Origin of the sequence: Bacillus cereus group sp. N14 (assembly GCF_016483555.1) — a bacterium.
GTDB classification, from domain to species: domain Bacteria; phylum Bacillota; class Bacilli; order Bacillales; family Bacillaceae_G; genus Bacillus_A; species Bacillus_A wiedmannii.
Genome location: NZ_JAEHBQ010000006.1, coordinates 161,636 through 182,737 on the forward strand (window position 1 = coordinate 161,636; position 21,102 = coordinate 182,737).

A 21,102-nucleotide genomic window follows, 5' to 3' on the forward strand; every position below is an offset into this window, starting at 1 on the left:
GCTTCTTTTTTATGTTAACGATACACCCCTACTCTTTTCTCTAGTAAGTCCTGTAAACAATCCTCATGTTGTTGATTAAACAATGGTGGCATTTTGTTTAGCGGGAAAAACTTCAATTCCAACGTTTCATCACCGTCTACTTTTTGCTCTCCACCGGCAATTGAGCATGAAAAGAATATTAAAATTGACTGGGCATTATCTCCATTTGGATATGCTTGAAAATATTTTGTATACACCCCGATAAGCTCATTTATTTCCACGTCATAACCTGTTTCTTCTTTTATTTCTCGAATCGCGGTTTCTGCGGCAGATTCTCCAATTTCCATTGCACCGCCAGGAAATCCCCAAGCGTTAAAATCACCTCTTTTTTGCAGTAATACTTCTCCATGTTCATTCAACACACAACCACCCGCAAAGTTTATGAGAACACAGTCGTGACCTACTTTTTCACGTAATTCTTTTATATAATTAGCCATCCTCTTCCCCTTTTCATACATCTTCTATCATTATTTCTTATCTTTTTCAAGCAATTCAATCATTCGATCTAGCTTCTTATTCATATTAATTACATGTTATTTTTTTGCAGCGCTGTTTTGCAATAATCTTCTAAGGAACAAAGTAAATGATAGGAAAAAAAAAACGATAAGTCCGATTACTAAACAAGTATATATCAATGTAAAAATATTACTTTCGAACAAATTCATTCAAATCCCACATCCTTCCTTTTTATATTTCATCACACAATTCTGTTTTTTAAAGTGATACATAATAAAAAGAGCATCTTTCCAAGATGCTCTTCTTAATTAATAAGTAAATGTAATTGTCGCTAATGAATAATCTGCCATTGCACTATATGGTGCTACTTCATAAGATACACGTTTTGCACCTTTTGGCCAATTTATTTCATTTAACACTTTCTTTATATCTTGCATTGTTCCATCCATAGATTGCTTATATCGTACTTCTACCTTTTCTGGCTTAGAAGCGAATTGTTGCTGTAATTTTTTCTTAAATTCACTATAATTATCTGCCCCGTATTGTGCAGACAAATATTTCAAATTTGTTTCTTTTAACATTTGTTCATACGCAGCAGTCTTTGAACTACCCGTTTTTATTTTGTTTGTTAATTCATTAAAGTAACTTGCAGTTGCCGCCGGATATTTACTACGATCCCATTCATGATCTTTACTTAATTGCTCGTCAGACATATTAAAATATGAATATGTTACACGCCCAGCTTTATCTGGTACTGGATCATCGAATGTCGTATCAAGGTGGTACCATTTGTTTTCAATGTTTACTAAATTCCATGCATGAGCTTGTCCATTCCCTGTGCCTGTTACAATATGATTTTGAATACCTGCTTCTTTTAACAACTCATACGTTAATAACGTATAGCCTTGGCAAACGGCAGAACGATTCGCTAATGCTTCATATGCTGTATACGCTTTATAAGACGTATCATAAGATACATGTTTTACAACGTAATCATGAATCGCTTTTACTTTCTCATGCTCATCCATTCCTGGTTTTACAATTGAACCAATAATTGCTTTTGCCTGAGATTTCACATATTGTGTTTGCTCTTTTGATTCACGGTACTTAACTTGCAGTGTAAACGTATAGTTTCCTGGTAACCCTTTAATAGAATATTTAGTAGACGCCACATTATATTTTACATACTCATCTGCATCTACAACTTTATTAAACTCGCCATACAATTGGTCCATAACATTTCTAGCATTTCTATCTTTTGATTTATATGTGATTGTAATATTTTCTTCTCGATTATCAACCTGTTTTTTTAATTCTTTTCGGAAATCATTTAATAGTTTTGCATCTGATTGTGTTGTCGCTACAGACGGATTCGTAGCTGCATAAGATACCGTTGACGCCTGTAAGCCTCCCATTACTATAGTTGAACAAAGCAGGGTAGCTGTCACATACTTACTTGTCTTTCCCATCATGTCACTCCTTACATTCTATAACTATACGAAAAAGTATCGTATAGTTTCAGAGTATACAATACTTTTTCGTATAGGTCATATGAAATTATGCATATTTAACATTGTAAAAAGGTTGTTCTTTTTACAAGAACAACCTTTTTCATTAACAAGTTTGTAATACACAACATACATTTTCAAAACGTCGATTTTTCAAGTCTTCATTTCCAATACAGAAATAAAGCATTCCTAATTCTCCCCACATCATATTACAATTTTTAGTATCTGAATCAATTTGGAATAAAAGCGTCATTTGCTGCGGGTCAATCCCCATATATTCTCCTGTCTCATATAATACTTCCTCTTGTACAGAGAATGGCTCACCAAACATTTGATGGTTATCGTAGTTATCTGGAATTAACTCTTCAAGCAATTGTAAGAAACGATCTGAATCAGCCTCATCTTCAATAAAAAGCTCTGGCAATTTATATGTCAGTTCAAAAGTAGTTGCACACTGATTATAATTCGTTTGCAATTCATCGGCTCTTCGCAATTGCTCTACAGGAACATCATAATAAAGCACACGCCCCGCTTCAGTTGGATTCACATCTTCCTCAAAGTAATTTTCAACGCTGAAAAAGTATAACATTCCTGTCTTAGGTAGATTGTGATCCATAACAGCATTTTGTAAATCATTTAAATTAAACTGAGCGATAAACTGTAACGGATTTCCTTTGTGTGTTGGGTATTCAAATACAGCTGGTAAATCAGGAACTCCTCCCATTTTCGAACTACCTATCGCAACGGTTTCCTCCTGCTTTGGCACAACTTTTACACAAGGAAATACAGTATTCATAAGTTCCTCTTTTAAATGTGTCAGCCCATATTTATCAATTAAAACTTCAATTTGTTTATTCATAAATTCTCCTTACATTTACATATTTATATCATCGCACAAAAATTATACTCCATTCTTTGTGAAAACAACAAGCCTTCAAAAAAACGGGCTCTTCCTCCATACGCGAACAAGTTTAAAAAAGCATAGTATACATTGTTCCTACAAACACGATAGTTCATTATTTCTTCCAGTACATTTTCCCCTCGTTCATTTTTATTTTTAATTTAAGGAGGAATTCCACATGGGTTACGGATATAGTTGCTGTGGTTACGGATACGGTGGCGGTGGCGGCGGTTGTGGTTATGGAGGTTTCGCTTTATTAATCGTTTTATTTATCCTTCTAATCATCATCGGAGCTAGCTGTTGGGGCGGCTTTGTAGGCTGCTAGTAAATTTAAAAACTATTGTAAAAAAGCACGTACAATACGTGCTTTTTTGCCATTTTCAAATCTTTTATTCGAAAGGAAGTATGATTGATGAAGATTGATGGTGTTTTTGAAGGAGGCGGTGTACGCGGGATTGCACATGTAGGGGCAATTTGCGCGTTAGCTGAAAAAGGCTATGAATGGGAGCGTGTAGCTGGAACATCAGCTGGTTCCATTATCGCTGCGCTCCTAGCAGCAGGATATTCTTGCTCAGAGTTAAAAACGATTATAACCGATATCGATTATAATACATTTACAAAGAAAACCTTTATTGACAGAATCCCCTTTATCGGAAAAGGATTAAGCGCATGGACTACTCTTGGTATTTACTCTAATATATTTATAGAAGAATGGATTGAAGAATTACTTCGCAAAAAAGGAGTTCACTTATTTACAGATTTACCTGATTTAAATAAGCTTAAAATTATCGCTTCTGATATAAGTAATGGCAAAATGGTTATCTTTCCTGATGACTTACCAAACTACGGATTTTTAAATTATCGCTTCTCTATTGCTAAAGCTGTAAGAATGAGTAGTACAATCCCTTTCTTCTTTGAACCGGTAAAATGGAGAACCCCAAAATGGAAGCAACCTTGTTATATGGTTGATGGAGGGATTTTAAGCAATTACCCAATTTGGATTTTCGACTCACCTTCCTCTCCTCGCTGGCCAACATTTGGATTTCATTTCGTAAAAGATGAGATTCAAGCTGATCCTGCCCACTATAATGAGCCTATTTCCATGTTCAAAGGACTTTTTAAAACGATGATGCAAGCCCATGATTTACGACATTTAGACAAGGAATCAAAAGCAAGAACGATTACAATTCCAACAGGGTCCATTACAAGTACAAACTTTGAGTTAACAAAGGAAGAAAAAGAGTGGCTTTACAATTCTGGTTATAACGCCGCAAATAAGTTTTTACACTCTTGGAACTTTAGACAATATATTGATGACTATAGAAACGGAAATCAGGACCGAAAAACAAATCGGTATTTCCGTCAACTTGACTCATAATACTATTACTTTTCATACGAAAACACGTAACGCTTTCAAAAAAAATAAGCCTAGTAATATCATAGATTACGAGGCTTATTTACTTCCTGCTGCATCATTATTATTCGTTGCTTAAGGATACGTTAACCCTTCAGCTTCTTCCGCAGTAATAACTGTGTATCGATTTCCCGTTCGTAATCCTAACAATTCTGCTTTTTCAATTGCATCCTGCTTCGACTCCGCATAAGCAGCTAAATATTTTTCTCCATTGATAATTTGGCAAATTACGTATTGTTTCATTATTTTCTCCTCTTACTTTTTCATTAGTTTTGCAAGTTTTTTGATACCTATTTCAATTTCTTCTAACGTTGCGTATGAATAGGATAGACGCAAAAATTGGTTTGCACTTCTATCATACAAAGTACCTGGATTTAATAAAATCTTTTCTTTCAAAGCTTTGTCGAATAAGCTACGGTTCGAAACGGGTACATTCATATGTAACCAAATATAAAAACCACCTGTCGGTTCATACCATGTTGCTATATCACGACAATATTTCTCTAACATTTGCAACATAAAATCTCTACGTTTTTTCAACTTAGTTCTTACAAACTGTAAATGTTCATCATACAATCCATCTGCAAACCATTCCGCTGCAATTTGCTGGGATATAGAACTTGAACCATAATCTGTTTGCATTTTTATGTCTGCCAATCTTTGAATGACTGGCTCAGATCCAACAATCCATCCAATTCTTAACCCTGGACTAATAACTTTAGACATACTCCCAATATGTAGTACAATTCCGTTTTTATCATATGCTTTTAAAGGCTTTGAAACAGGCTCATCAAACCATAAGTCTTGGTACACCGCGTCTTCTATAATTGGCAAACCAATTTCGTTACATATTTCCATCACTTCTATTCGTTTCTTCTCATTCATACTAAAGTTCGTCGGATTATGAAAAGACGGGATTGTATATAAAATAGATGCATTAAATTGCTTCTTATATTTCGTAATATATGATGCATGTAAACCGTTCTCATCCATTGGTATACCAATTAAACGCATTCCTGCTGATTGAAAAACATTAAGAGAATATAAATAAGATGGTTTTTCTAATAAGATGGATGCCCCTTTTGGAAGAAGCCCCATAGAAATAAGTTGCAACGCTTGAATTGCTCCTGAAACAATTAATATAGAATCAGGATTTACATCTATACCATGTCCTTTTAAATAGTCCGCAATTTTCTTCCTTAAATAGAAATTCCCTTTCGGTTCTTCATACCCAAGTATCATGCTCGACTTTAAAAGCTTATTCATAATATCTTTCATCTTTTTTTCAGGTAAAAGACTTGGCGCGAGCTCACCTGTTCCTAAACGAATTACATGCGGATAAAATTCAGCTTGATTAATCTCTTGAATAGCAGGCAGATTCGGATAATGAAGTCCCGTTTCTACATAAGACTGCCAATTAGGCGGGGGCGCGTACGTTGAAGCATTCTCATTATTATTTACAACAATTGTTCCTTTCCTGCCCTTCCCTTCAATGTATCCCTTTGCCACTAGTTCATCGAAAGCCATTACAATTGTACTCCGGTTCACACCAAATGTATGTGCCAAATCTCTTTGTGAAGGCAATTTCGTTCCAACAGTCCATTCTCCATTAACGATTCTTTCTTTTATATACGTTTCTATTTGTTTATACAGAGGAGTCGCTAGAGACATATTCGGTTTCCAAACAAAGCTTTCCATCATATCACCTTATATTCTTTTTGGTTGGTAACCTATCCAACCATATGGATGGATACAAATTTTCATTTCTTCTATACAATATACACTATCATACTGAATTAAAATAGGAGGTAATATGATGAGTGAAGCAATTATTCATGGTATCATTCTTGCATTTGGTCTTATCATTCCATTAGGTGTCCAAAATGTTTTCGTCTTTAACCAAGGTGCCAGCCAACCAAACATTTGGAGGGCAGCCCCTGTAGTATTAACTGCCTCTATATGTGATACGTTACTCATATTGATTGCAGTGCAGGGTGTCTCCCTTGTACTCCTTACTTTTTCTTGGCTAACTAACACGTTATATATAATTGGATTTTTCTTTCTCCTATATATGGGCTTTGTTATTTGGAGAAGTAACCCTTCCAACGATATAAAAAAAGAAAACAGTATGCCATTAAAAAAGCAAATCCTTTTCGCTGCATCGGTTTCGTTATTAAATCCACATGCAATTTTAGATACAATCGGTGTAATCGGAACAAATTCTATTCAATACATAGGAAGTGAAAAATGGGCTTTCACACTTGCAACTATTATCGTTTCTTGGATTTGGTTTATAAGCTTAGCCTTAGCGGGGAAATTTCTAAAAAGAATGGACTCAACTGGAAAGACAATCGTATTATTAAACAAGTTTTCGGGTCTCATCATTTGGGGTGTCGCACTTTATATGTTAAAACAAGTTATGTATTCTTAATAAACGAAAGAGAATTGCATGTTCCTTAAAACACCATGCAATTCTCTTACAAATTATGAAGTAGGTTCCGTTTTCTGTTTTACCGTCTTTGCATCTTTTGCTGGTTTAATCCAAATTATTGCTATAACAGCACCGATACCAGCGAAAATACTTGTTACATAAAACACTTCATGGTCAGCACCTTTCATGAAAAAAGAGTATAGAGGTGGTCCAGCTGCTACACCAATAAATCGCATGGAACTATAAAATGACGTAACTGTTCCCCTTTGCTCCTTTTCAATTCCTTGTGTAATTAGGGCGTCTAAACATGGGAGTGCCATACCAATTCCTATCCCCATAATAACGAGACAAAGAAGTAGTAAATAAATCCCTTTTATAAATAAAGGAATGATGACTGATGCAGCTGCCATTAAAAAACCAATATAAATACACTTCTTCATTACATTTTGATTATCTCCAATTTTTTTACCCGCCATATATGAACTAAGTGACAGTACAAGTAACGGGATAGCAAGTACACAACCTTTCCATATACCATGTATGTCATACTTTGATTCCAGTATCGTCGACAAATAAAAGAGAATTCCGAATAAAATAAGCATAATAATTGCACCTAATACAAAAATGGCAATTAACCATCTTCCCTTTTCTCGAAACGTAGAGATAATAGATTTTATAAACTCTTTAAGTGGTGGCACTTCTCCTTCTTGTTTCTTTGCCTTTACTAGAACAAGTAATAAAACAATTGATACTATGCATAAAACTGGAATTGCCCAAAATGGTAAGAACCATACAATGGCAGCAAGAGCAGATCCTAAAATAGGGCTCAGCACTTTTCCAAATGTATTGGATGTTTCAATGATTCCTAAACCTGTACTAACTTGTTTTTCATCTTTGTATAAATCACCAACACACGGTATAACAACTGGCATTGCACCAGCAGCACCAATACCTTGAATCGCTCTACCGATCAGTATCCAAGTGTAGGGATTATCAACTTTCCATGATACCCAACCTGTTACCGCTCCGCCTATAGCCGCAATCAGCAAACTCGGAACCATTATCATCTTTCGTCCCCATCTATCTGATAAATAACCAGCAATCGGTATAAGTAAAATGGCTACAATAGAGTAAATTGTAATAATCATGGATACTTGAAACGATGAAATATGTAATTTCTTTTCAATAGTCGGCAGAATTGGAATAAGCATTGAATTCCCTAATGTCATAACAAGTGGAACTGATGCAAGCGCAATTAAACAACAGTTTTCTTTTTTTAACATGTTGGCTTCGGAACCCTTTCATCGTATATTTCTGACCATATAATAGCCCTGGTGGAACGTAATTTTTCATTCCACCAGGGCTATTACATCTTTACTACTTCCCATTCACAACAAAAGAAATTGGGGAAAATATAGTATTATTCCTATTCTTTGAATCCAGTTCGCAATATATTCATACCAATTAATTGAAAAAAAAAGAAAGGAAGAATCCTTCCTTTCTCCTATAACCTTCTACAATTAGCGAGTATATCCGCCACCAAGTTGTTGTTCTGCCATCGCTACTAGACGTTTTGTAATTTCACCGCCTACAGAACCGTTTGCACGTGAAGAAGTATCAGCGCCAAGTTGTACACCAAATTCTTGTGCAATTTCATATTTCATTTGATCTAAAGCTGCTTGTGCTCCATGTGATGCTAATTGATTAGAGTTACGATTTCTAGCCATTACCAATCACCTCCTTATTTATATATAAATTGTGTTAAATTTTAATTTAAATACATGGTAATTTTTGGTTATTTGTATTTTTAAAAAAAGAGTCTCTACAATGAGAGACTCTTACATCATTTTATATTAAGAAGTTACTACTTCTAAATTTCTATCTGTTAATACTTTCATTTCTTCTTTTAATATATCTTTCGCATTATGTCCAAACCATTCGAGTGAAGCAAAATGGTCAGTATCTCTCACTTCCTGAATAATCTCATCATAATTTACCACACCTTCAAATAATGGAACCATACCAATTCGACTTCCCGCTGCTGCATATACATTATTTGGTTCAAACACATGCAAATAATCTGCTGACGATATATTCTTAAAATGGTAATGTTGTATCCACGGCTTTAGTCGATGGAAGCTGTCTATTGGATCTGCACCAGACTCCCATATATGAAGAAAATCAAGGTTTATTTTCAAATTCGGATGATCTACTTCTCCTAATAATTCCAAAGTAGAAGGCAGCGTATCCGTTAACGTATTTGGATGTGTTTCTAAAAGTACATACATATTATGCTGAGCAAATACTTCACAAATCATGCGAATACGATTCACATACTCTTTTCTCTCCTGTTCCGAGAAATCTTCGCTACCTTTTTGTCCAGCAAACGTACGAATTTTGTTTGTTTTAAACCAATTAGCTAATATTGCAAGTTGTTCACATTTCTCTATCGTTTTTTCAAAATCTGCCGATAATGATATGTCTAAGTAATCACTTATCATCGTAATTTCCAAGCTTTTATCCTTTAAACAATTCAATTCTCGTTCTGTCGTTTCATACTCTTGCATATACAAATTTTGTGCATGAGTCCCCCACAATTCAATTCCTTCAAAACCGTTTTCATATGCAAACTGAACAATATCAGTAAATGAAATTAATTGATGACGAAAGGAAATAGTACATAATGAATATTTCATAGGTTTGAACTCCCTTATCTTAAATTCAGTTAGGTTTTTAAAATGCTAAGACAGACTCGTTTGTTTTCATTTCTTTCCATGATACAAACTGTCTCTCTAATTCAGCCTTAATTTGCAGTTCAATTGCATTCATTTCATCCAACTTTTCAACAATTGATAATAACATACCTTTATTATTCGTCATTGCCATTTTAATTGCTCGATACTGTACATTTGTAAATCCTTGTACAATATCCTCTACCCGATCACACCAATAATCAAACTCTTGCTCCGAATATTGCAACGTTTCACGGAAGTATGCAAAGGCATGTTCATAACTATATTTACGAATCGCAAGTACTGGTATTTGTTTGACTGCCGCTACAAGACCAGAAAGCGAATACCCGCCTTCTTCATTTGCCATTTTTATAATTAAATTTTTCAGCTCCATAGTCAGTTCATTGTCATTTCTTTTGAAAGTTTCTATGAAATAACTCGCTACCATTTCTTCTGTTGGCTCCTGAATTTCTTCTACATCAATGAAATACCCTCCACCAAATGGGTTATCTTGAACAGAGTGAAGCACTTTTTCTCTTTCCATATTCCCTTCCCAACGAAAATCAGGATCTAGCATGAACCATTCTTCTTCTTTCTCTGTCTTCGATATCATTAAATAATGTGGAAACGGTTTTTGATGGAATTTATTTTCCCTCTCTGGCAATAAAGACATATCAACCATTACAATGACATATCGATTTTCTGGCTTGTTTTCTACTAATTGTAAAAACGTTTCTACATTGCTACCTTTATCTTTTGCATGATCATACCATTCGTTCACTTTCATACCATACAATTTTTCATACCATAGTAAGTAATTATCATGGTTAATGTTTTCAGAGTGATACGAAATAATTCCGCCTTCTGTTATATCAAAATCGCCGTCCCATAATCCAAAATAAAATGGACGGAAATCTATATCGCTACGCCTTTTTATAATTTCACAAAAACAACTCACTAAACAGTGCACTTTAATTGAAGTCATACTCTCATCTACTTTCCTAAAGGTTAGTTATTCACATTTACTTCCTGTAGCGGTTGTAACTCCTCCATAAAATCAAGCAAAGATTCTACAGTAAGAAATGCCTTTGGATCTACTTCATCCTCCGGAACGCATAACTTTATATCCATTTCTATGTAGACTATGAGTTGTAACATCATTACCGAATCTATATATAAATCTTGGTTTAAACGCATCGTTTCTTCTAAATGCGTTACATTTTTTAGCTCCATTTTTTCTGTCATAATTTTCAAAACTTCATTTTTTAATGTTTCACGTCTCATGTTGTAACCTCTCCCATCTCTAGTAATTTTCTACTTACTTTTCCAGTTTTATTTTTCGGAATTTCAGTTACACTTTCAATCTCATGCGGAACTTTATAAGATGGTAAATGCTGCATACACCATTCTCTTATTCGCACTGGATCAACATGAGAGATTACTTTCGCTTTAACAATTTCGCCCATCACAGGATGTTTCCCTCGATATACAATTGCCTCTTGAACACCTTCTAGTCGAAGCATCGTTTCTTCTACTTCTATAGGAAAGACTTTTAATCCTGAAACGTTAATCACATCATCCATGCGCCCCATAAAATGAAGGCCTCGCTCAGACTTATACCCTAAATCTTTCGTGAAAATTTCTTTACCGCTCATTTTCACTACAATTTCTTCAGGCATATTTTCATCTGAACCTATACTTATACTCGCATGAGGTAGTGGATTTCCTAAATCTAAATGGCTTTTCATATCATGACATATACTAATACAACCTGCTTCAGAACAACCGTACTGCTGCATCATATATGTTGTCATTTCTTTTAGTTTATAAAATAATGCTTCTGGTAAAGGTGCTCCGGATGTCATAATTTTATGAAACTGAAACGTTCCTTGCGGGAAACTCCCCATAATATGTAACATAAGCGGTACTGCATAAATGATATGTTTTTCTGTATTGCGAACTATATTTAATGCGAATTTAGGGTTTTTATTCGTAATGATGATAGGTTTGCTTCCCCGCGTAATTGCGGATAACGTACCACATATGAGTCCGTATGAATGTGAAACAGGAGCCATAACGATCGGCACTTCATCTACTTCACAGTTTAAAGCTTCATTATAAGCCGTAATTTCTGTATCCACTTCCGCCCATGCTCTACGAATCAGTTTTGGTTCTCCTGTTGTTCCAGAACTATATTGCAATAAAGAAGGCTCTTCTAGTAAAGCGTTCACTACTTCTAATTTCGTAAAATCGCCATATTCTCCATATAATATCCCGATACAATTTGCACGCTTTGCCATTTCAATAGCCGTTTCTTTTGGCGTATCTTCATGTATAAGCAATACTGATAATTTCTTTTCTTTTAAGAAAAACACAAGCGTAATAATATCGAATGGATCTTTCAGACAAAGCGCAAATCTATTTCCTTCTGCTTCTTGAAATTGTTCCATTTCCTCATAAACTTGTAATCTCAAATCAAAATCACTTTTGCTATACTCTTGTTTATTAACGATTAGCATAATTTCCCCCTGTAACAACTGATTTTTGTTTCATAAGTTGGCTTGCTCTATACAATGGATTTGGAACTTCATGAACAAGCGATTCCACATCCATATATAATCGTCGCTTCGTTAATTGCTCAGCATAGAATGTAGGAGTGTATAGCTGAATACTTTCAAATCTATCTTTCAAGTGTGGATATTTTCTAAAATGATTTTCAATTTCTTCGACAACTATCATCCAAAAAATTTCTTCTTTCCAATCATATTCGTCTGCAAGTACGAAAGCTAATTCTCCTACATTAAATAAGAACAGTGCATCTAATACCATCTCTTGTAAACATTCAATACGATTCATTTCAAAGAAATCATTCATTTTCCCATTCACATACGTTTTATGCATTTTAGTAAAGTCTGGACATTTATTCATTTCTTTTAAGAATGGACGATAAAACTCAAGTCCTTCATGGAAATCCTTTAATGCAATACGGACAGGTAGCCCTTCTTTATGAACTAAAATCATATTTTGTCCGTGTGATTCTAATGCGATTCCATGCTCTACAACAAGATGTATAACTGGTATGATCGCTTTTTGAATCAGTAATCGTAGCCAATTTTCTATCCCATATTTGTTTAACCATGCATCAATAACTGGTGTCCCGTCTTTCTCTTTTGCATATAAGCCGTTAAAGGGAACCGCATCCTCTTTCTCATTTAAATATTTATGAACGCTTTCACGCCAAATGCATCCTAACGAACCATATGTGGCTTTCTTATTCGTATCATACGTTACACTCGAAAATTCCTTTAGCAAAATAATGCGCGATTCATCCCTTAAATAAGAATCCTGACTTACGACATCACTTAACCAATTCGATATAGCTGGTGCACTCACAACTGAATATGGTTTCAGCGTACGGAGTGTTGAAGTGTTAAGTATGTTCAGCGATAACTTTACATATGGTCTCTTTGGATTCGTAACATTTCTTAACGTCCTCATCGATTGTTGCGCGCAATAATCATCCGCCGATTGTCCTAAATAAATTATATTTTTATCCTGTATATGGTCAGCGTAATTTGGAATGATGAAATTCTCCCACTGCCAAGGATGAACAGGTATAAACACGTACTGTTTTGGATTACATTCCGCACTGTGAATTCGTTCCATATACGTTTCTAATGTATGCGCGCCTATCTCACCTTTTAAAATATTGTCATAGATTACTTCATTTTCATAACCTACAGCCGCATATTTCTTATGCGCTGCAATCCATATAATTTTTATTGGTCTCATAAATTCATATCCATATTGAAAATTGTCACGATATTGAAACCCAATGCGTGCTTTATAACTAGGATGATATGGATGGCCGTCTATTAAATGACTTTCAAACTCATCGTAAGATTTTTGAGTGTATTCTTCTTTATTATTTCTTTCAAATTGAGCAATCGTGTCTTTAAATATCGTTTGTTCTAATTCATGAATAAAAGAATCTAATTTCGTTTGTTCTACGTTAACAATCCGAAAAACTTCTTCCAAAAATTGAGAGACTGAGTGTATTTCTTGTTTTCCCTCTTGAACTCTTATTACTAATGAATCTATAGAGATACGTCCAAATGTCATTCGTTCTCTTCCGTAACATTCGTACGTGACACTTTTGTTGTCCTCATCAAGTCCTTGTATAAGAAAAAGAATTTGTTCTTCATTTTCTATGCGAATTGGCGTAATAATCCCCTCATAAATTAACGACTCTACTAATTGACGTAACACTCTTCTTCGTACTGAAATGTAATCTTCTGATTCAAGCGCTTTCAATATTCTCGTATGATACATGTCCACTCTCATAACTCCCTCCGCCTTACGAAAAAATACCATTATTTGTATTACATGAAATTTTAACGTTATTTATGAACGAACAGCCACTTCTCTAACGAGCGGATTCTGTACCTGTACGTAAATTGCCTGTTCTAAAGGATTACTTAACTCATCGACATCGAAAAATCTCGTTAATAAATTTGCTTTACATGCCAACTTATCCTCTTCTAACAATTCTCTTAAAAAGGTAGAAGGTTCACGGTTATACGGAAGGAACGATTCAAGTACAGATCTTAATTCAGAGAGAAGAAATTCCTCCTTAATTAATCCTGCTGTGCCAAAACCGTTAATGAGACCAAACATATGATTAAAAATTAAGTAGTAACGAAATCTCTCATCTACAATATAATCGTCATATAGATTTCCAGTACGTTCTCCAATGCCAGCCAACTCATTATTAAGCATCTCTTTCATTGAATTACAGAAATAAAACCCTTGATTATCACGGAAATAATATTTGACCGGATAACCATCCTTTAGCTGAACAACGCTATTTTGCTGATGCGCTTCTAATGCAACACCATAACGTAAGTACATCCATACCATTGGCTTTAAAGAAATATTCATATATCGTCTAAACCAATCTAAACTTACTTCTTCACAGCTTCTACCTTCTAAATCTGCTAGTCGATGAATAATATTCGATAAACGAGTACGTTCCCCAGGTATAGTATCTTGAACTAATCCAGCAATTAAAGTAGCGTCATTTGCATGTTCACCATAAAAAGGGTTCTCTCGTATAATTACTTCAAATCCAGATTCTTTTGCCCCGTAATTTAATGTAATAAATGCTGGATCACAAATAAAATCAAAACCTGGAAACTTATCTAACACTTCACCAATTGCTGTATTTAGCATTTCCTTTCCTTCAAGACCACTCTCTAGTTCCTTCAATTTATTAATACGCATTGAATTTGTTACTTTTACTGGGAATGAAAACTTAAGCATATATTTTGATTGGGGATGATATAACGTCCTAAGTGATGATGTTGCCATATAATACTTACCGACAGGACCGATATATTCAAGTACTCCTTGCTCTATCCAATCCTGTACGTATGATTGGTGTAATAGCCATTCTGCCTGAAGCGGATGAATTGGAAGTAATGAATATTCATCTTCATTACAATACTTCGATATAAATTCTTTACAAACCATCTCATCATTACATAGCTCTTCTTTTAGAATTACTGTTGTAGAATCTAATAATAATGATTTTTCCTTTACTATACTTTTATGTGCCCTAAAATAATGAAGCTGACATTCTCCTTTTAATTCTGGAGAATACATTGCACTTTTCCATTCCAAAATACCTTGTCTACTCTTTGGGGTTGGATGCGTTAAATGTCCAAATAATAAAGATTGCTCTGCCTCTATAAAAGTTGTATGGAAACCGTATAATGCAGATGTATCTTCTATTCTCTCCTTTGTAAATTCTTCAATATTTTGACAACTACAAATAACTCGAAGCATAAGTTCAGCAGGATTCGTCCCTTCTCCGTAGTTGATAGACATCTCTTTTATTAAGAATGTAATAACAGTAACGTAATCTGCTTTTATAACATTCTTATTTTCTCCCATTTGATAATAAAATTGTTCTCCAAACAAATGGCGATCTGTTGCTGATTTATATATAACTTCTCCATACAAAGTAATGTGTTGTGCCGATAGCCGACAATATAAATATGTGGGGACTATACCTCTATTCAACGTATTACTGAAGATACTTTTCATTTTTTCATCCTCTGTAATCCATTCTCCACTCCCTGTTTCTCTTAAATAACAGTTTAAAAAACTTTGTAATGTTGCATGTTCTGCGATTTGTTTCGCATGCTGCATATTGGTCCTCCTCTTTATATTAAAGCTATCGAAATTTTATATAATAAACAACAATTGAATATCGTTATCAATTATGATTCTAATTGATAATGATATTCAATTCAATAGTATATTTCAGAATTTTTTTATCTAATTTAATTTTTCTTGTTTTCTATCTTTTCTTTAATCTAGTTAAAAATTCACGTAAAAAATACTCAATTTCAAACTACATACTTACTATTTTTCATTAGTAATCCATCCAAAATAGTTAAACAAAAGAGGTATACCTTAATTGGCATACCTCTTTCAAAGAATAAGTTTACATAATAATATTATTTATATCTCTCCAACAATAGGCTGTCTCTTCTACCTGTACTCGCTCTAAAAATTTTGTATCAATTTTTTCTGGATTAAATTTTTCATAAAAATTTTTAGAAGGATTATTCGTAACAACCCATACTAAAAGTGATTGCATATCATTATTTATACATTCTGATAATAGAGATTGAAATAACTTTTGTCCTATTTTCATTCCTTGATACTCTTGTAAAAGGTAGATTGCATATAATTCCCCATCACAATTATATGCACCACTTCTTTCCACTCCCCCGTCAATGAATCCGATTATTGTTTCATCTGACGTCTCTGCTACAAATCTATATTGGTATGTATCTTCTTGTTGAAAAATGTTTTCCCATTGTTTTTCTCGTTGCTCATATGTTATATTTTCTAAAAATTCGTCAGCAAATATCCCTTTATACGTTGTTTTCCAGCTATCAACATGCACCTTTGCTATACCTCGTATATCATCTTTTATCGCTCTTCTAATATGTATTTCCATCATTTCTCCCCCTTGTTATTCATCATTATATCAATTTTTTTCCTTAAAAATCCAAATAAAAAAAGAGTGAATGCACTTCACTCTTTTTTATCACAATTATCTACTTTCCACTTCAACTGAAACAACACGATCAATCTCTTTCAAGGAACTATATAACTCTGTTGTATATAAATCTTCTGGAGCTAAAATAACCATTTCCAATTGCTGAAATGCTCCACCATCTATATCTTTAATTTTTACGCGTTTCACATGCATACCTAAATTTTTAATTTGCTTAAATATACCATCTAACTCATGATGCTCTTTTACAGTAATTTTTATAGATAAATCTTTTTGTCTTAATGAATACGGACCTGCAATTTTCACAAGTTGTGGAAGTACGTTAATTGCTAAAATAATTAAAATCATTGCAACCGTCGCTTGTAAATAAAAGCCTGCCCCAATTGCTATACCTAAAGCTGAAGCAGCCCACACCATAGAAGCTGTCGTTAATCCAGAAATAACATCATTACTTCTTCGTAAAATAACACCTGCCCCAAGAAAACCAATCCCACTCACAATTTGAGCAGCTAGACGCATTGGATCCATATTTGTATGCCCTGGAACAGAATATACATGTACGGCTTCAATTGAAACCATCGTAATTAAACAACTTGCTACAGAAATAACCATACTTGTTTTCACACCAAGCGGTTTATTCTTTAGCTGCCTATCTATCCCGATGAATAATCCTAAAAAGAGCGCTAAACCTAATTTGAGTAAAAATTCATATGACATATTTCCATTCTCCTTACTTTACAATGTTTCCCTTGGAATAATTCACTATAACTCTTTTATGATATCAATTCCAGTCTTTTCTATTCATTCAACGTAAAAAACCGAAAAAACATTTGTAACGATGTTTCTCCGGCTTTTTATTATGATTAAGATTCTTCTTTATTTCTGATTTTTAATCTTAATCTCTGCATCTTTGTAGAATGCTAATTTACTGTCATTATACTCTTTTGTAAAATTGTTAAATTGCTCTTTTGATTTTTGTGCTTCCACAGTTAATTCATTAACAGCCTTAACTTTTTCACCAATCTCTTTTAATTTCGTTTCTTTTACTTTTAATTTTTCATACAGTTCTTTTTCAGTCGCTAACGCCTTCGTATAATTTTCATTCATCTTTTGGAATGCATCATAACGGTTTTGATACGACTCTCCTACTGCTTTCGCTTGTTTTTGTAACTTCTTATCTTCAAGCTTCTCTATATTTCCTTGAACAGATTTTGTTTCTTTCTGAGCTTTTTCTAGCATTTCTTTCTCAGTTTTTAATACTTTTTCACGGTCATCTATATTTGCAGTAGCTTGCTCTATCTTCTTCATAACAGTGTCATTATGATCTTTACCTTCTTGTAAAATTTGAGAATATAGTTCTTGACCTTCATTCTCTAATTTCTCTAACTTCTTCGCTTCATCAACTAATGATTTTTCTTGTGTCGCTGCTGTTTCAAAAGCTGTATATAGATTTTCTTCTGGTTTTTCACCGAAACAACCTGTTAATAGTCCTACTGACAGTGCTCCAACTACTGCTACTTTTCCATACTTCAACGTTCATTCCTCCATTACATACGGTTATCATGCCAGAAATTCACTGGGAAGTGACTCTCTTCATGATAAGCTTCAAACTCATAACCCTTTTCTTTTAACCCTTTTAAAATTGCTGGCACAGCAGCAACTGATTGTGGGTGAATGTCATGCATTAAAATAACTTCCTGTGGTTTTGTTGCATTTGTTATTACATTTTGAGCAATTTCTGCTGCCGCTGCATCAACTTGCATTTTGTTATATTTCCAATCTAATGAATCAATTGTCCAATCCCATACTTTAAAACCGCCCTCTACTACTTTATTTCGAAGACCTTCATTTAATCCAGGCATCGAACCGTATGGTGGACGTGTTAATTTAGGTGATTTTCCAATAATATTTGCGATTAAGCTTTGATCTTCTTTCATTTCATTTACATACTCGCCATTTTTATATAACTTTGCAAAATTATGTGTCATACTATGCATACCTACATAATGACCCTCTGCATTTTCACGTTTCACTAAATCCGGAAATCCTTTTACATTCGCTCCAATTAAAAAGAACGTCGCCTTCGCATCATGCTGTTTTAACATATTTAACAATTCAGCCGTATATTTCCCTGGGCCATCATCAAATGTAAGATAAGCAACTTTTCTTTCTTTTCCATTAAAACGACTTGGTGCCGTTTTATTCATTTCTACTTTCGGTTGTTCACTTGCAAGCTGTACTACGTTTTCTTGTTTTGCAACAGCCTTTGCTGGTGAAGTAATGGATTGAAACATGAAATACCCTATAGCTACTGCTGCAATCGCTATTAATCCGAATACTACTCGTTTAACTTTAAAAGCTTTTTCCATTCTATCGAATTCCTCTCCCTATTAATCTTATATATAAATCACCCAATATAATTATACATCTATTTATTTTATTACACTATATAAACAGACATATATATGTATTATAATGGGAGTTTTATTAAAATGGTTGTTCCTATTCCTTCTTTACTTATAAAACTAAGTGTGCCTCCATGAAGCTCTACCATTTTTTTAACGATAGTTAAACCGAGACCAGCACCTGTAGCATGGTTATTAATCTGGTAAAATGACTGTTCTATATATGGTAAATGCTCTTTAGCAATTCCAATCCCTTCGTCTTTCACCTTGATCACTACTTGTCCTTCATTGTTAGTCGCTTCAATGTGTATTGTACCTTTTTCATGTGAATATTTAATAGCATTTTGAACAATATTCAAGAAAATTTGCTTTAGCCTATTTCGATCTCCCATCAATTCAATTCTTTCTATCGTATTAATAAATTGAATTTGTTTCTCTTCAGCGTTAGGAGTTAATTGCCAAATCGTCTCCTCTAGTATATCGTATATTTGCACCTTTTGTTTATATAAATTGAAATGATTTGATTGTAATCTTGAAAAATCTAGCAATTCTTCTACTAAATGAATCAATCGGTCTGTCTCACCTGAAATAATTCCCATGCCTTGCTTTATCTCTTCTTCTGTTAAATGATCTACCGTTTTTAACGTCTCACTCCAACCTTTAATTCCAGTTAAAGGCGTTCGTATTTCATGAGAAATAGAAGCAATGAATTCATTTTTCATCTGTTCCGCTTTTTCTATTTTATTAGACATATGATTTAAACTATGTGCTAACTCACCTAATTCACCTGGATAATCCTCTTTAATTTTCTTCTTTAATGTACCTTCTGCAATTTGTGAAGAAGCATGAATAATAGATTCGATAGGTTTAACAAACGAATTCGCTAATCGTCTACTGATTAAGAATACGATACCAGAAATGACAATTCCAACTGAAATAGTAAACATAATAATTTCAATAATCTTTGCATTTACATTCGTTAAAACAGTTGTATATTTCAAAGCACCGATCGTTTGTCCTTGATGAATAAGTGGACTAATCACTTCCAATTGTTTCACATTGTCTTTCGTAGCAGTCACTTGATGATACATTTCTCCTTCTAGTAACGAATATGGAATAACTACTTTACCTTCTACCTTTTGTCCACTTGACGATTGTATAATCGTACCATGCCGATCAATTAATTGTAATTCGGTTCCTTCTAACTGAAAGCTCTCAATTATATCCCCGCTGTATTCTTGCAATCGAATAAAGTATAGTGAATTGTATTCAGAGAAAAATCGCGTACTTGTCTTCGCATGAGATTCTATATATTGCACAATACCATTATAATAATATCGATAAATGGAGACTGAAAATACGACTTCAAATAATACAAGCATAAGTATAATGACCGTCATAAAATATAAAGTCACTTTTCTTTTCATCTTATACTTTCCTTCCACACATATCCTTTTCCCCACACAGTAAGAATAAATTCAGGTTCTGATGGATTACATTCTATCTTTTGGCGTAACCGCCTCATATTTACATCTACTACTTTCGTCTCACCTACATAATTCGTTCCCCAAATCATATTTAAAATTTCATCACGTGAAACCGGCTTTGAAGCCTGATCCATCAAATACTGTAATATCATATACTCTGTAGGGGTTAAATCAACTAATTGTCCACTTTTATATAATCTTTCTTCTATAACATTTAACGAAAACGGGCCAGATATGATTGTATTCGCTTTTTCATCATGTACTTCTATTCTTCTTAGTAACGATTGTATACGTGCAGTTAGTTCCACTGGACTAAACGGCTTTGCGATATAATCATCTGCACCAATTCCTAGTCCTTGTACTTTATCTTCATTTTGTACGCGTGCGGTTAACATAATAATACCTATTTTTTTATTTTCTTCCCGGACGGATTTACAAACTTGAAAACCATCAATTCCTGGTAACATTACATCAAGCAATGCTACATCAACAGTATGTTCACATAAAATCTGTAACGCCTCTTCTCCCGTACTAGCTTCTAACACATAAAATCCAGCACGTTTCAAATTCAAGACGATAAAACTACGAATAGGCATTTCATCTTCTAAAACTAAAATTGTTGGCATAATTTCCACC

22 protein-coding genes and 1 pseudogene are annotated in these 21,102 nt (G+C 34.0%); 3 read left to right on the forward strand and 20 right to left on the reverse strand.

Annotation, left to right across the window (positions count from 1 at the left end):
• Positions 1–14 precede the first annotated feature (14 nt).
• The 4 genes and pseudogenes from JDS82_RS11755 to JDS82_RS11770 all read right to left on the reverse strand — a co-directional run bounded on the left by JDS82_RS11755 (position 15) and on the right by JDS82_RS11770 (position 2,862).
• Positions 15–476 carry an NUDIX hydrolase gene (locus tag JDS82_RS11755; protein ID WP_046954986.1) on the reverse strand — a complete coding sequence of 154 codons (462 nt, stop codon included), beginning with the start codon at positions 474–476 and terminating at the stop codon, positions 15–17.
• Between the two features lie 30 nt (positions 477–506).
• Positions 507–704, reverse strand: a pseudogene (locus JDS82_RS11760) (DUF4083 domain-containing protein).
• Positions 705–803: 99 nt separating this feature from the next.
• A complete protein-coding gene (locus JDS82_RS11765; RefSeq protein ID WP_199713321.1) occupies positions 804–1,964 on the reverse strand; it encodes a transglutaminase domain-containing protein in 1,161 nt (386 codons plus the stop codon).
• A gap of 145 nt (positions 1,965–2,109) precedes the next feature.
• A complete protein-coding gene (locus JDS82_RS11770; RefSeq protein ID WP_199713324.1) occupies positions 2,110–2,862 on the reverse strand; it encodes a YwqG family protein in 753 nt (250 codons plus the stop codon).
• Between the two features lie 220 nt (positions 2,863–3,082).
• On the opposite strand from JDS82_RS11770, the gene JDS82_RS11775 reads away from it, so the two are divergent.
• Together JDS82_RS11775 and JDS82_RS11780 are read left to right on the forward strand one after the other, a co-directional pair.
• Complete coding sequence (locus JDS82_RS11775) at positions 3,083–3,229, forward strand: YjcZ family sporulation protein (protein ID WP_076536956.1); 147 nt, start codon at positions 3,083–3,085, stop codon at positions 3,227–3,229.
• An 87-nt stretch (positions 3,230–3,316) separates the two neighbouring features.
• Complete coding sequence (locus JDS82_RS11780; protein WP_199713326.1) at positions 3,317–4,282, forward strand: patatin-like phospholipase family protein; 966 nt, start codon at positions 3,317–3,319, stop codon at positions 4,280–4,282.
• A 111-nt stretch (positions 4,283–4,393) separates the two neighbouring features.
• Here JDS82_RS11780 and JDS82_RS11785 read toward each other — a convergent pair whose 3' ends face one another.
• Entirely contained in the window at positions 4,394–4,561 is a 168-nt protein-coding gene (locus JDS82_RS11785; RefSeq protein ID WP_000816376.1) for a DUF3933 family protein, read from the reverse strand.
• Positions 4,562–4,573: 12 nt separating this feature from the next.
• Positions 4,574–6,016, reverse strand: a complete 1,443-nt coding sequence (locus JDS82_RS11790) for an aminotransferase-like domain-containing protein (RefSeq protein WP_199713329.1) — start codon at positions 6,014–6,016, stop codon at positions 4,574–4,576.
• Between the two features lie 118 nt (positions 6,017–6,134).
• On the opposite strand from JDS82_RS11790, the gene JDS82_RS11795 reads away from it, so the two are divergent.
• The gene (locus JDS82_RS11795) at positions 6,135–6,749 is read left to right on the forward strand and encodes a LysE/ArgO family amino acid transporter (RefSeq protein ID WP_088058235.1); all 615 of its coding nucleotides are present in this window, start codon (positions 6,135–6,137) and stop codon (positions 6,747–6,749) included.
• A gap of 53 nt (positions 6,750–6,802) precedes the next feature.
• Here JDS82_RS11795 and JDS82_RS11800 read toward each other — a convergent pair whose 3' ends face one another.
• From JDS82_RS11800 to JDS82_RS11865, 14 genes are all read right to left on the reverse strand, one after another.
• Entirely contained in the window at positions 6,803–8,032 is a 1,230-nt protein-coding gene (locus JDS82_RS11800; protein WP_199713332.1) for a bacillibactin exporter BcbE, read from the reverse strand.
• Between the two features lie 237 nt (positions 8,033–8,269).
• A complete protein-coding gene (locus JDS82_RS11805; protein ID WP_000113545.1) occupies positions 8,270–8,476 on the reverse strand; it encodes an alpha/beta-type small acid-soluble spore protein in 207 nt (68 codons plus the stop codon).
• A gap of 126 nt (positions 8,477–8,602) precedes the next feature.
• Positions 8,603–9,445, reverse strand: coding sequence for a petrobactin biosynthesis 3-dehydroshikimate dehydratase AsbF (gene asbF / locus JDS82_RS11810; protein WP_199713335.1), 843 nt, complete (start codon positions 9,443–9,445; stop codon positions 8,603–8,605).
• Between the two features lie 37 nt (positions 9,446–9,482).
• Complete coding sequence (gene asbE, locus JDS82_RS11815; RefSeq protein WP_199713337.1) at positions 9,483–10,466, reverse strand: petrobactin biosynthesis protein AsbE; 984 nt, start codon at positions 10,464–10,466, stop codon at positions 9,483–9,485.
• A 23-nt stretch (positions 10,467–10,489) separates the two neighbouring features.
• Entirely contained in the window at positions 10,490–10,765 is a 276-nt protein-coding gene (gene asbD / locus JDS82_RS11820; RefSeq protein ID WP_199713340.1) for a petrobactin biosynthesis protein AsbD, read from the reverse strand.
• Positions 10,762–12,000 carry a 3,4-dihydroxybenzoic acid-AMP ligase AsbC gene (gene asbC, locus JDS82_RS11825; protein WP_199713343.1) on the reverse strand — a complete coding sequence of 413 codons (1,239 nt, stop codon included), beginning with the start codon at positions 11,998–12,000 and terminating at the stop codon, positions 10,762–10,764. The genes asbD and asbC overlap by 4 nt, the downstream gene beginning before the upstream one ends.
• Positions 11,987–13,825 (reverse strand): IucA/IucC family protein, encoded by a 1,839-nt coding sequence (locus tag JDS82_RS11830; RefSeq protein ID WP_199713346.1) that lies wholly within the window; start codon positions 13,823–13,825, stop codon positions 11,987–11,989. The genes asbC and JDS82_RS11830 overlap by 14 nt, the downstream gene beginning before the upstream one ends.
• 60 nt (positions 13,826–13,885) lie before the next feature.
• On the reverse strand, positions 13,886–15,694 hold the full coding sequence (locus tag JDS82_RS11835) for an IucA/IucC family protein (protein WP_199713348.1): 1,809 nt from the start codon (positions 15,692–15,694) through the stop codon (positions 13,886–13,888).
• Between the two features lie 298 nt (positions 15,695–15,992).
• Positions 15,993–16,514 carry a GNAT family N-acetyltransferase gene (locus tag JDS82_RS11840; RefSeq protein WP_000402429.1) on the reverse strand — a complete coding sequence of 174 codons (522 nt, stop codon included), beginning with the start codon at positions 16,512–16,514 and terminating at the stop codon, positions 15,993–15,995.
• A 96-nt stretch (positions 16,515–16,610) separates the two neighbouring features.
• A complete protein-coding gene (locus JDS82_RS11845) occupies positions 16,611–17,291 on the reverse strand; it encodes an MgtC/SapB family protein (RefSeq protein ID WP_000119501.1) in 681 nt (226 codons plus the stop codon).
• Positions 17,292–17,450: 159 nt separating this feature from the next.
• Entirely contained in the window at positions 17,451–18,107 is a 657-nt protein-coding gene (locus JDS82_RS11850) for a YkyA family protein (RefSeq protein ID WP_199713350.1), read from the reverse strand.
• Positions 18,108–18,121: 14 nt separating this feature from the next.
• On the reverse strand, positions 18,122–18,943 hold the full coding sequence (locus JDS82_RS11855; RefSeq protein WP_199713352.1) for a peptidoglycan-N-acetylglucosamine deacetylase: 822 nt from the start codon (positions 18,941–18,943) through the stop codon (positions 18,122–18,124).
• A gap of 101 nt (positions 18,944–19,044) precedes the next feature.
• On the reverse strand, positions 19,045–20,406 hold the full coding sequence (locus JDS82_RS11860) for a sensor histidine kinase (RefSeq protein WP_000824505.1): 1,362 nt from the start codon (positions 20,404–20,406) through the stop codon (positions 19,045–19,047).
• The gene (locus JDS82_RS11865; protein ID WP_199713353.1) at positions 20,403–21,092 is read right to left on the reverse strand and encodes a response regulator transcription factor; all 690 of its coding nucleotides are present in this window, start codon (positions 21,090–21,092) and stop codon (positions 20,403–20,405) included. The genes JDS82_RS11860 and JDS82_RS11865 overlap by 4 nt, the downstream gene beginning before the upstream one ends.
• Positions 21,093–21,102: the final 10 nt, after the last annotated feature.

What these genes read in the sequence shown, in the direction of transcription:
- JDS82_RS11755 (WP_046954986.1), bottom strand. Translation starts at nt 476, where the DNA reads ATGGCTAATTATATAAAAGAATTACGTGAAAAAGTAGGTCACGACTGT.
- JDS82_RS11765 (WP_199713321.1), bottom strand. Translation starts at nt 1,964, where the DNA reads ATGGGAAAGACAAGTAAGTATGTGACAGCTACCCTGCTTTGTTCAACT.
- JDS82_RS11770 (WP_199713324.1), bottom strand. Translation starts at nt 2,862, where the DNA reads ATGAATAAACAAATTGAAGTTTTAATTGATAAATATGGGCTGACACAT.
- JDS82_RS11775 (WP_076536956.1), top strand. Translation starts at nt 3,083, where the DNA reads ATGGGTTACGGATATAGTTGCTGTGGTTACGGATACGGTGGCGGTGGC.
- JDS82_RS11780 (WP_199713326.1), top strand. Translation starts at nt 3,317, where the DNA reads ATGAAGATTGATGGTGTTTTTGAAGGAGGCGGTGTACGCGGGATTGCA.
- JDS82_RS11785 (WP_000816376.1), bottom strand. Translation starts at nt 4,561, where the DNA reads ATGAAACAATACGTAATTTGCCAAATTATCAATGGAGAAAAATATTTA.
- JDS82_RS11790 (WP_199713329.1), bottom strand. Translation starts at nt 6,016, where the DNA reads ATGGAAAGCTTTGTTTGGAAACCGAATATGTCTCTAGCGACTCCTCTG.
- JDS82_RS11795 (WP_088058235.1), top strand. Translation starts at nt 6,135, where the DNA reads ATGAGTGAAGCAATTATTCATGGTATCATTCTTGCATTTGGTCTTATC.
- JDS82_RS11800 (WP_199713332.1), bottom strand. Translation starts at nt 8,032, where the DNA reads ATGTTAAAAAAAGAAAACTGTTGTTTAATTGCGCTTGCATCAGTTCCA.
- JDS82_RS11805 (WP_000113545.1), bottom strand. Translation starts at nt 8,476, where the DNA reads ATGGCTAGAAATCGTAACTCTAATCAATTAGCATCACATGGAGCACAA.
- asbF (WP_199713335.1), bottom strand. Translation starts at nt 9,445, where the DNA reads ATGAAATATTCATTATGTACTATTTCCTTTCGTCATCAATTAATTTCA.
- asbE (WP_199713337.1), bottom strand. Translation starts at nt 10,466, where the DNA reads ATGACTTCAATTAAAGTGCACTGTTTAGTGAGTTGTTTTTGTGAAATT.
- asbD (WP_199713340.1), bottom strand. Translation starts at nt 10,765, where the DNA reads ATGAGACGTGAAACATTAAAAAATGAAGTTTTGAAAATTATGACAGAA.
- asbC (WP_199713343.1), bottom strand. Translation starts at nt 12,000, where the DNA reads ATGCTAATCGTTAATAAACAAGAGTATAGCAAAAGTGATTTTGATTTG.
- JDS82_RS11830 (WP_199713346.1), bottom strand. Translation starts at nt 13,825, where the DNA reads ATGAGAGTGGACATGTATCATACGAGAATATTGAAAGCGCTTGAATCA.
- JDS82_RS11835 (WP_199713348.1), bottom strand. Translation starts at nt 15,694, where the DNA reads ATGCAGCATGCGAAACAAATCGCAGAACATGCAACATTACAAAGTTTT.
- JDS82_RS11840 (WP_000402429.1), bottom strand. Translation starts at nt 16,514, where the DNA reads ATGGAAATACATATTAGAAGAGCGATAAAAGATGATATACGAGGTATA.
- JDS82_RS11845 (WP_000119501.1), bottom strand. Translation starts at nt 17,291, where the DNA reads ATGTCATATGAATTTTTACTCAAATTAGGTTTAGCGCTCTTTTTAGGA.
- JDS82_RS11855 (WP_199713352.1), bottom strand. Translation starts at nt 18,943, where the DNA reads ATGGAAAAAGCTTTTAAAGTTAAACGAGTAGTATTCGGATTAATAGCG.
- JDS82_RS11860 (WP_000824505.1), bottom strand. Translation starts at nt 20,406, where the DNA reads ATGAAAAGAAAAGTGACTTTATATTTTATGACGGTCATTATACTTATG.
- JDS82_RS11865 (WP_199713353.1), bottom strand. Translation starts at nt 21,092, where the DNA reads ATGCCAACAATTTTAGTTTTAGAAGATGAAATGCCTATTCGTAGTTTT.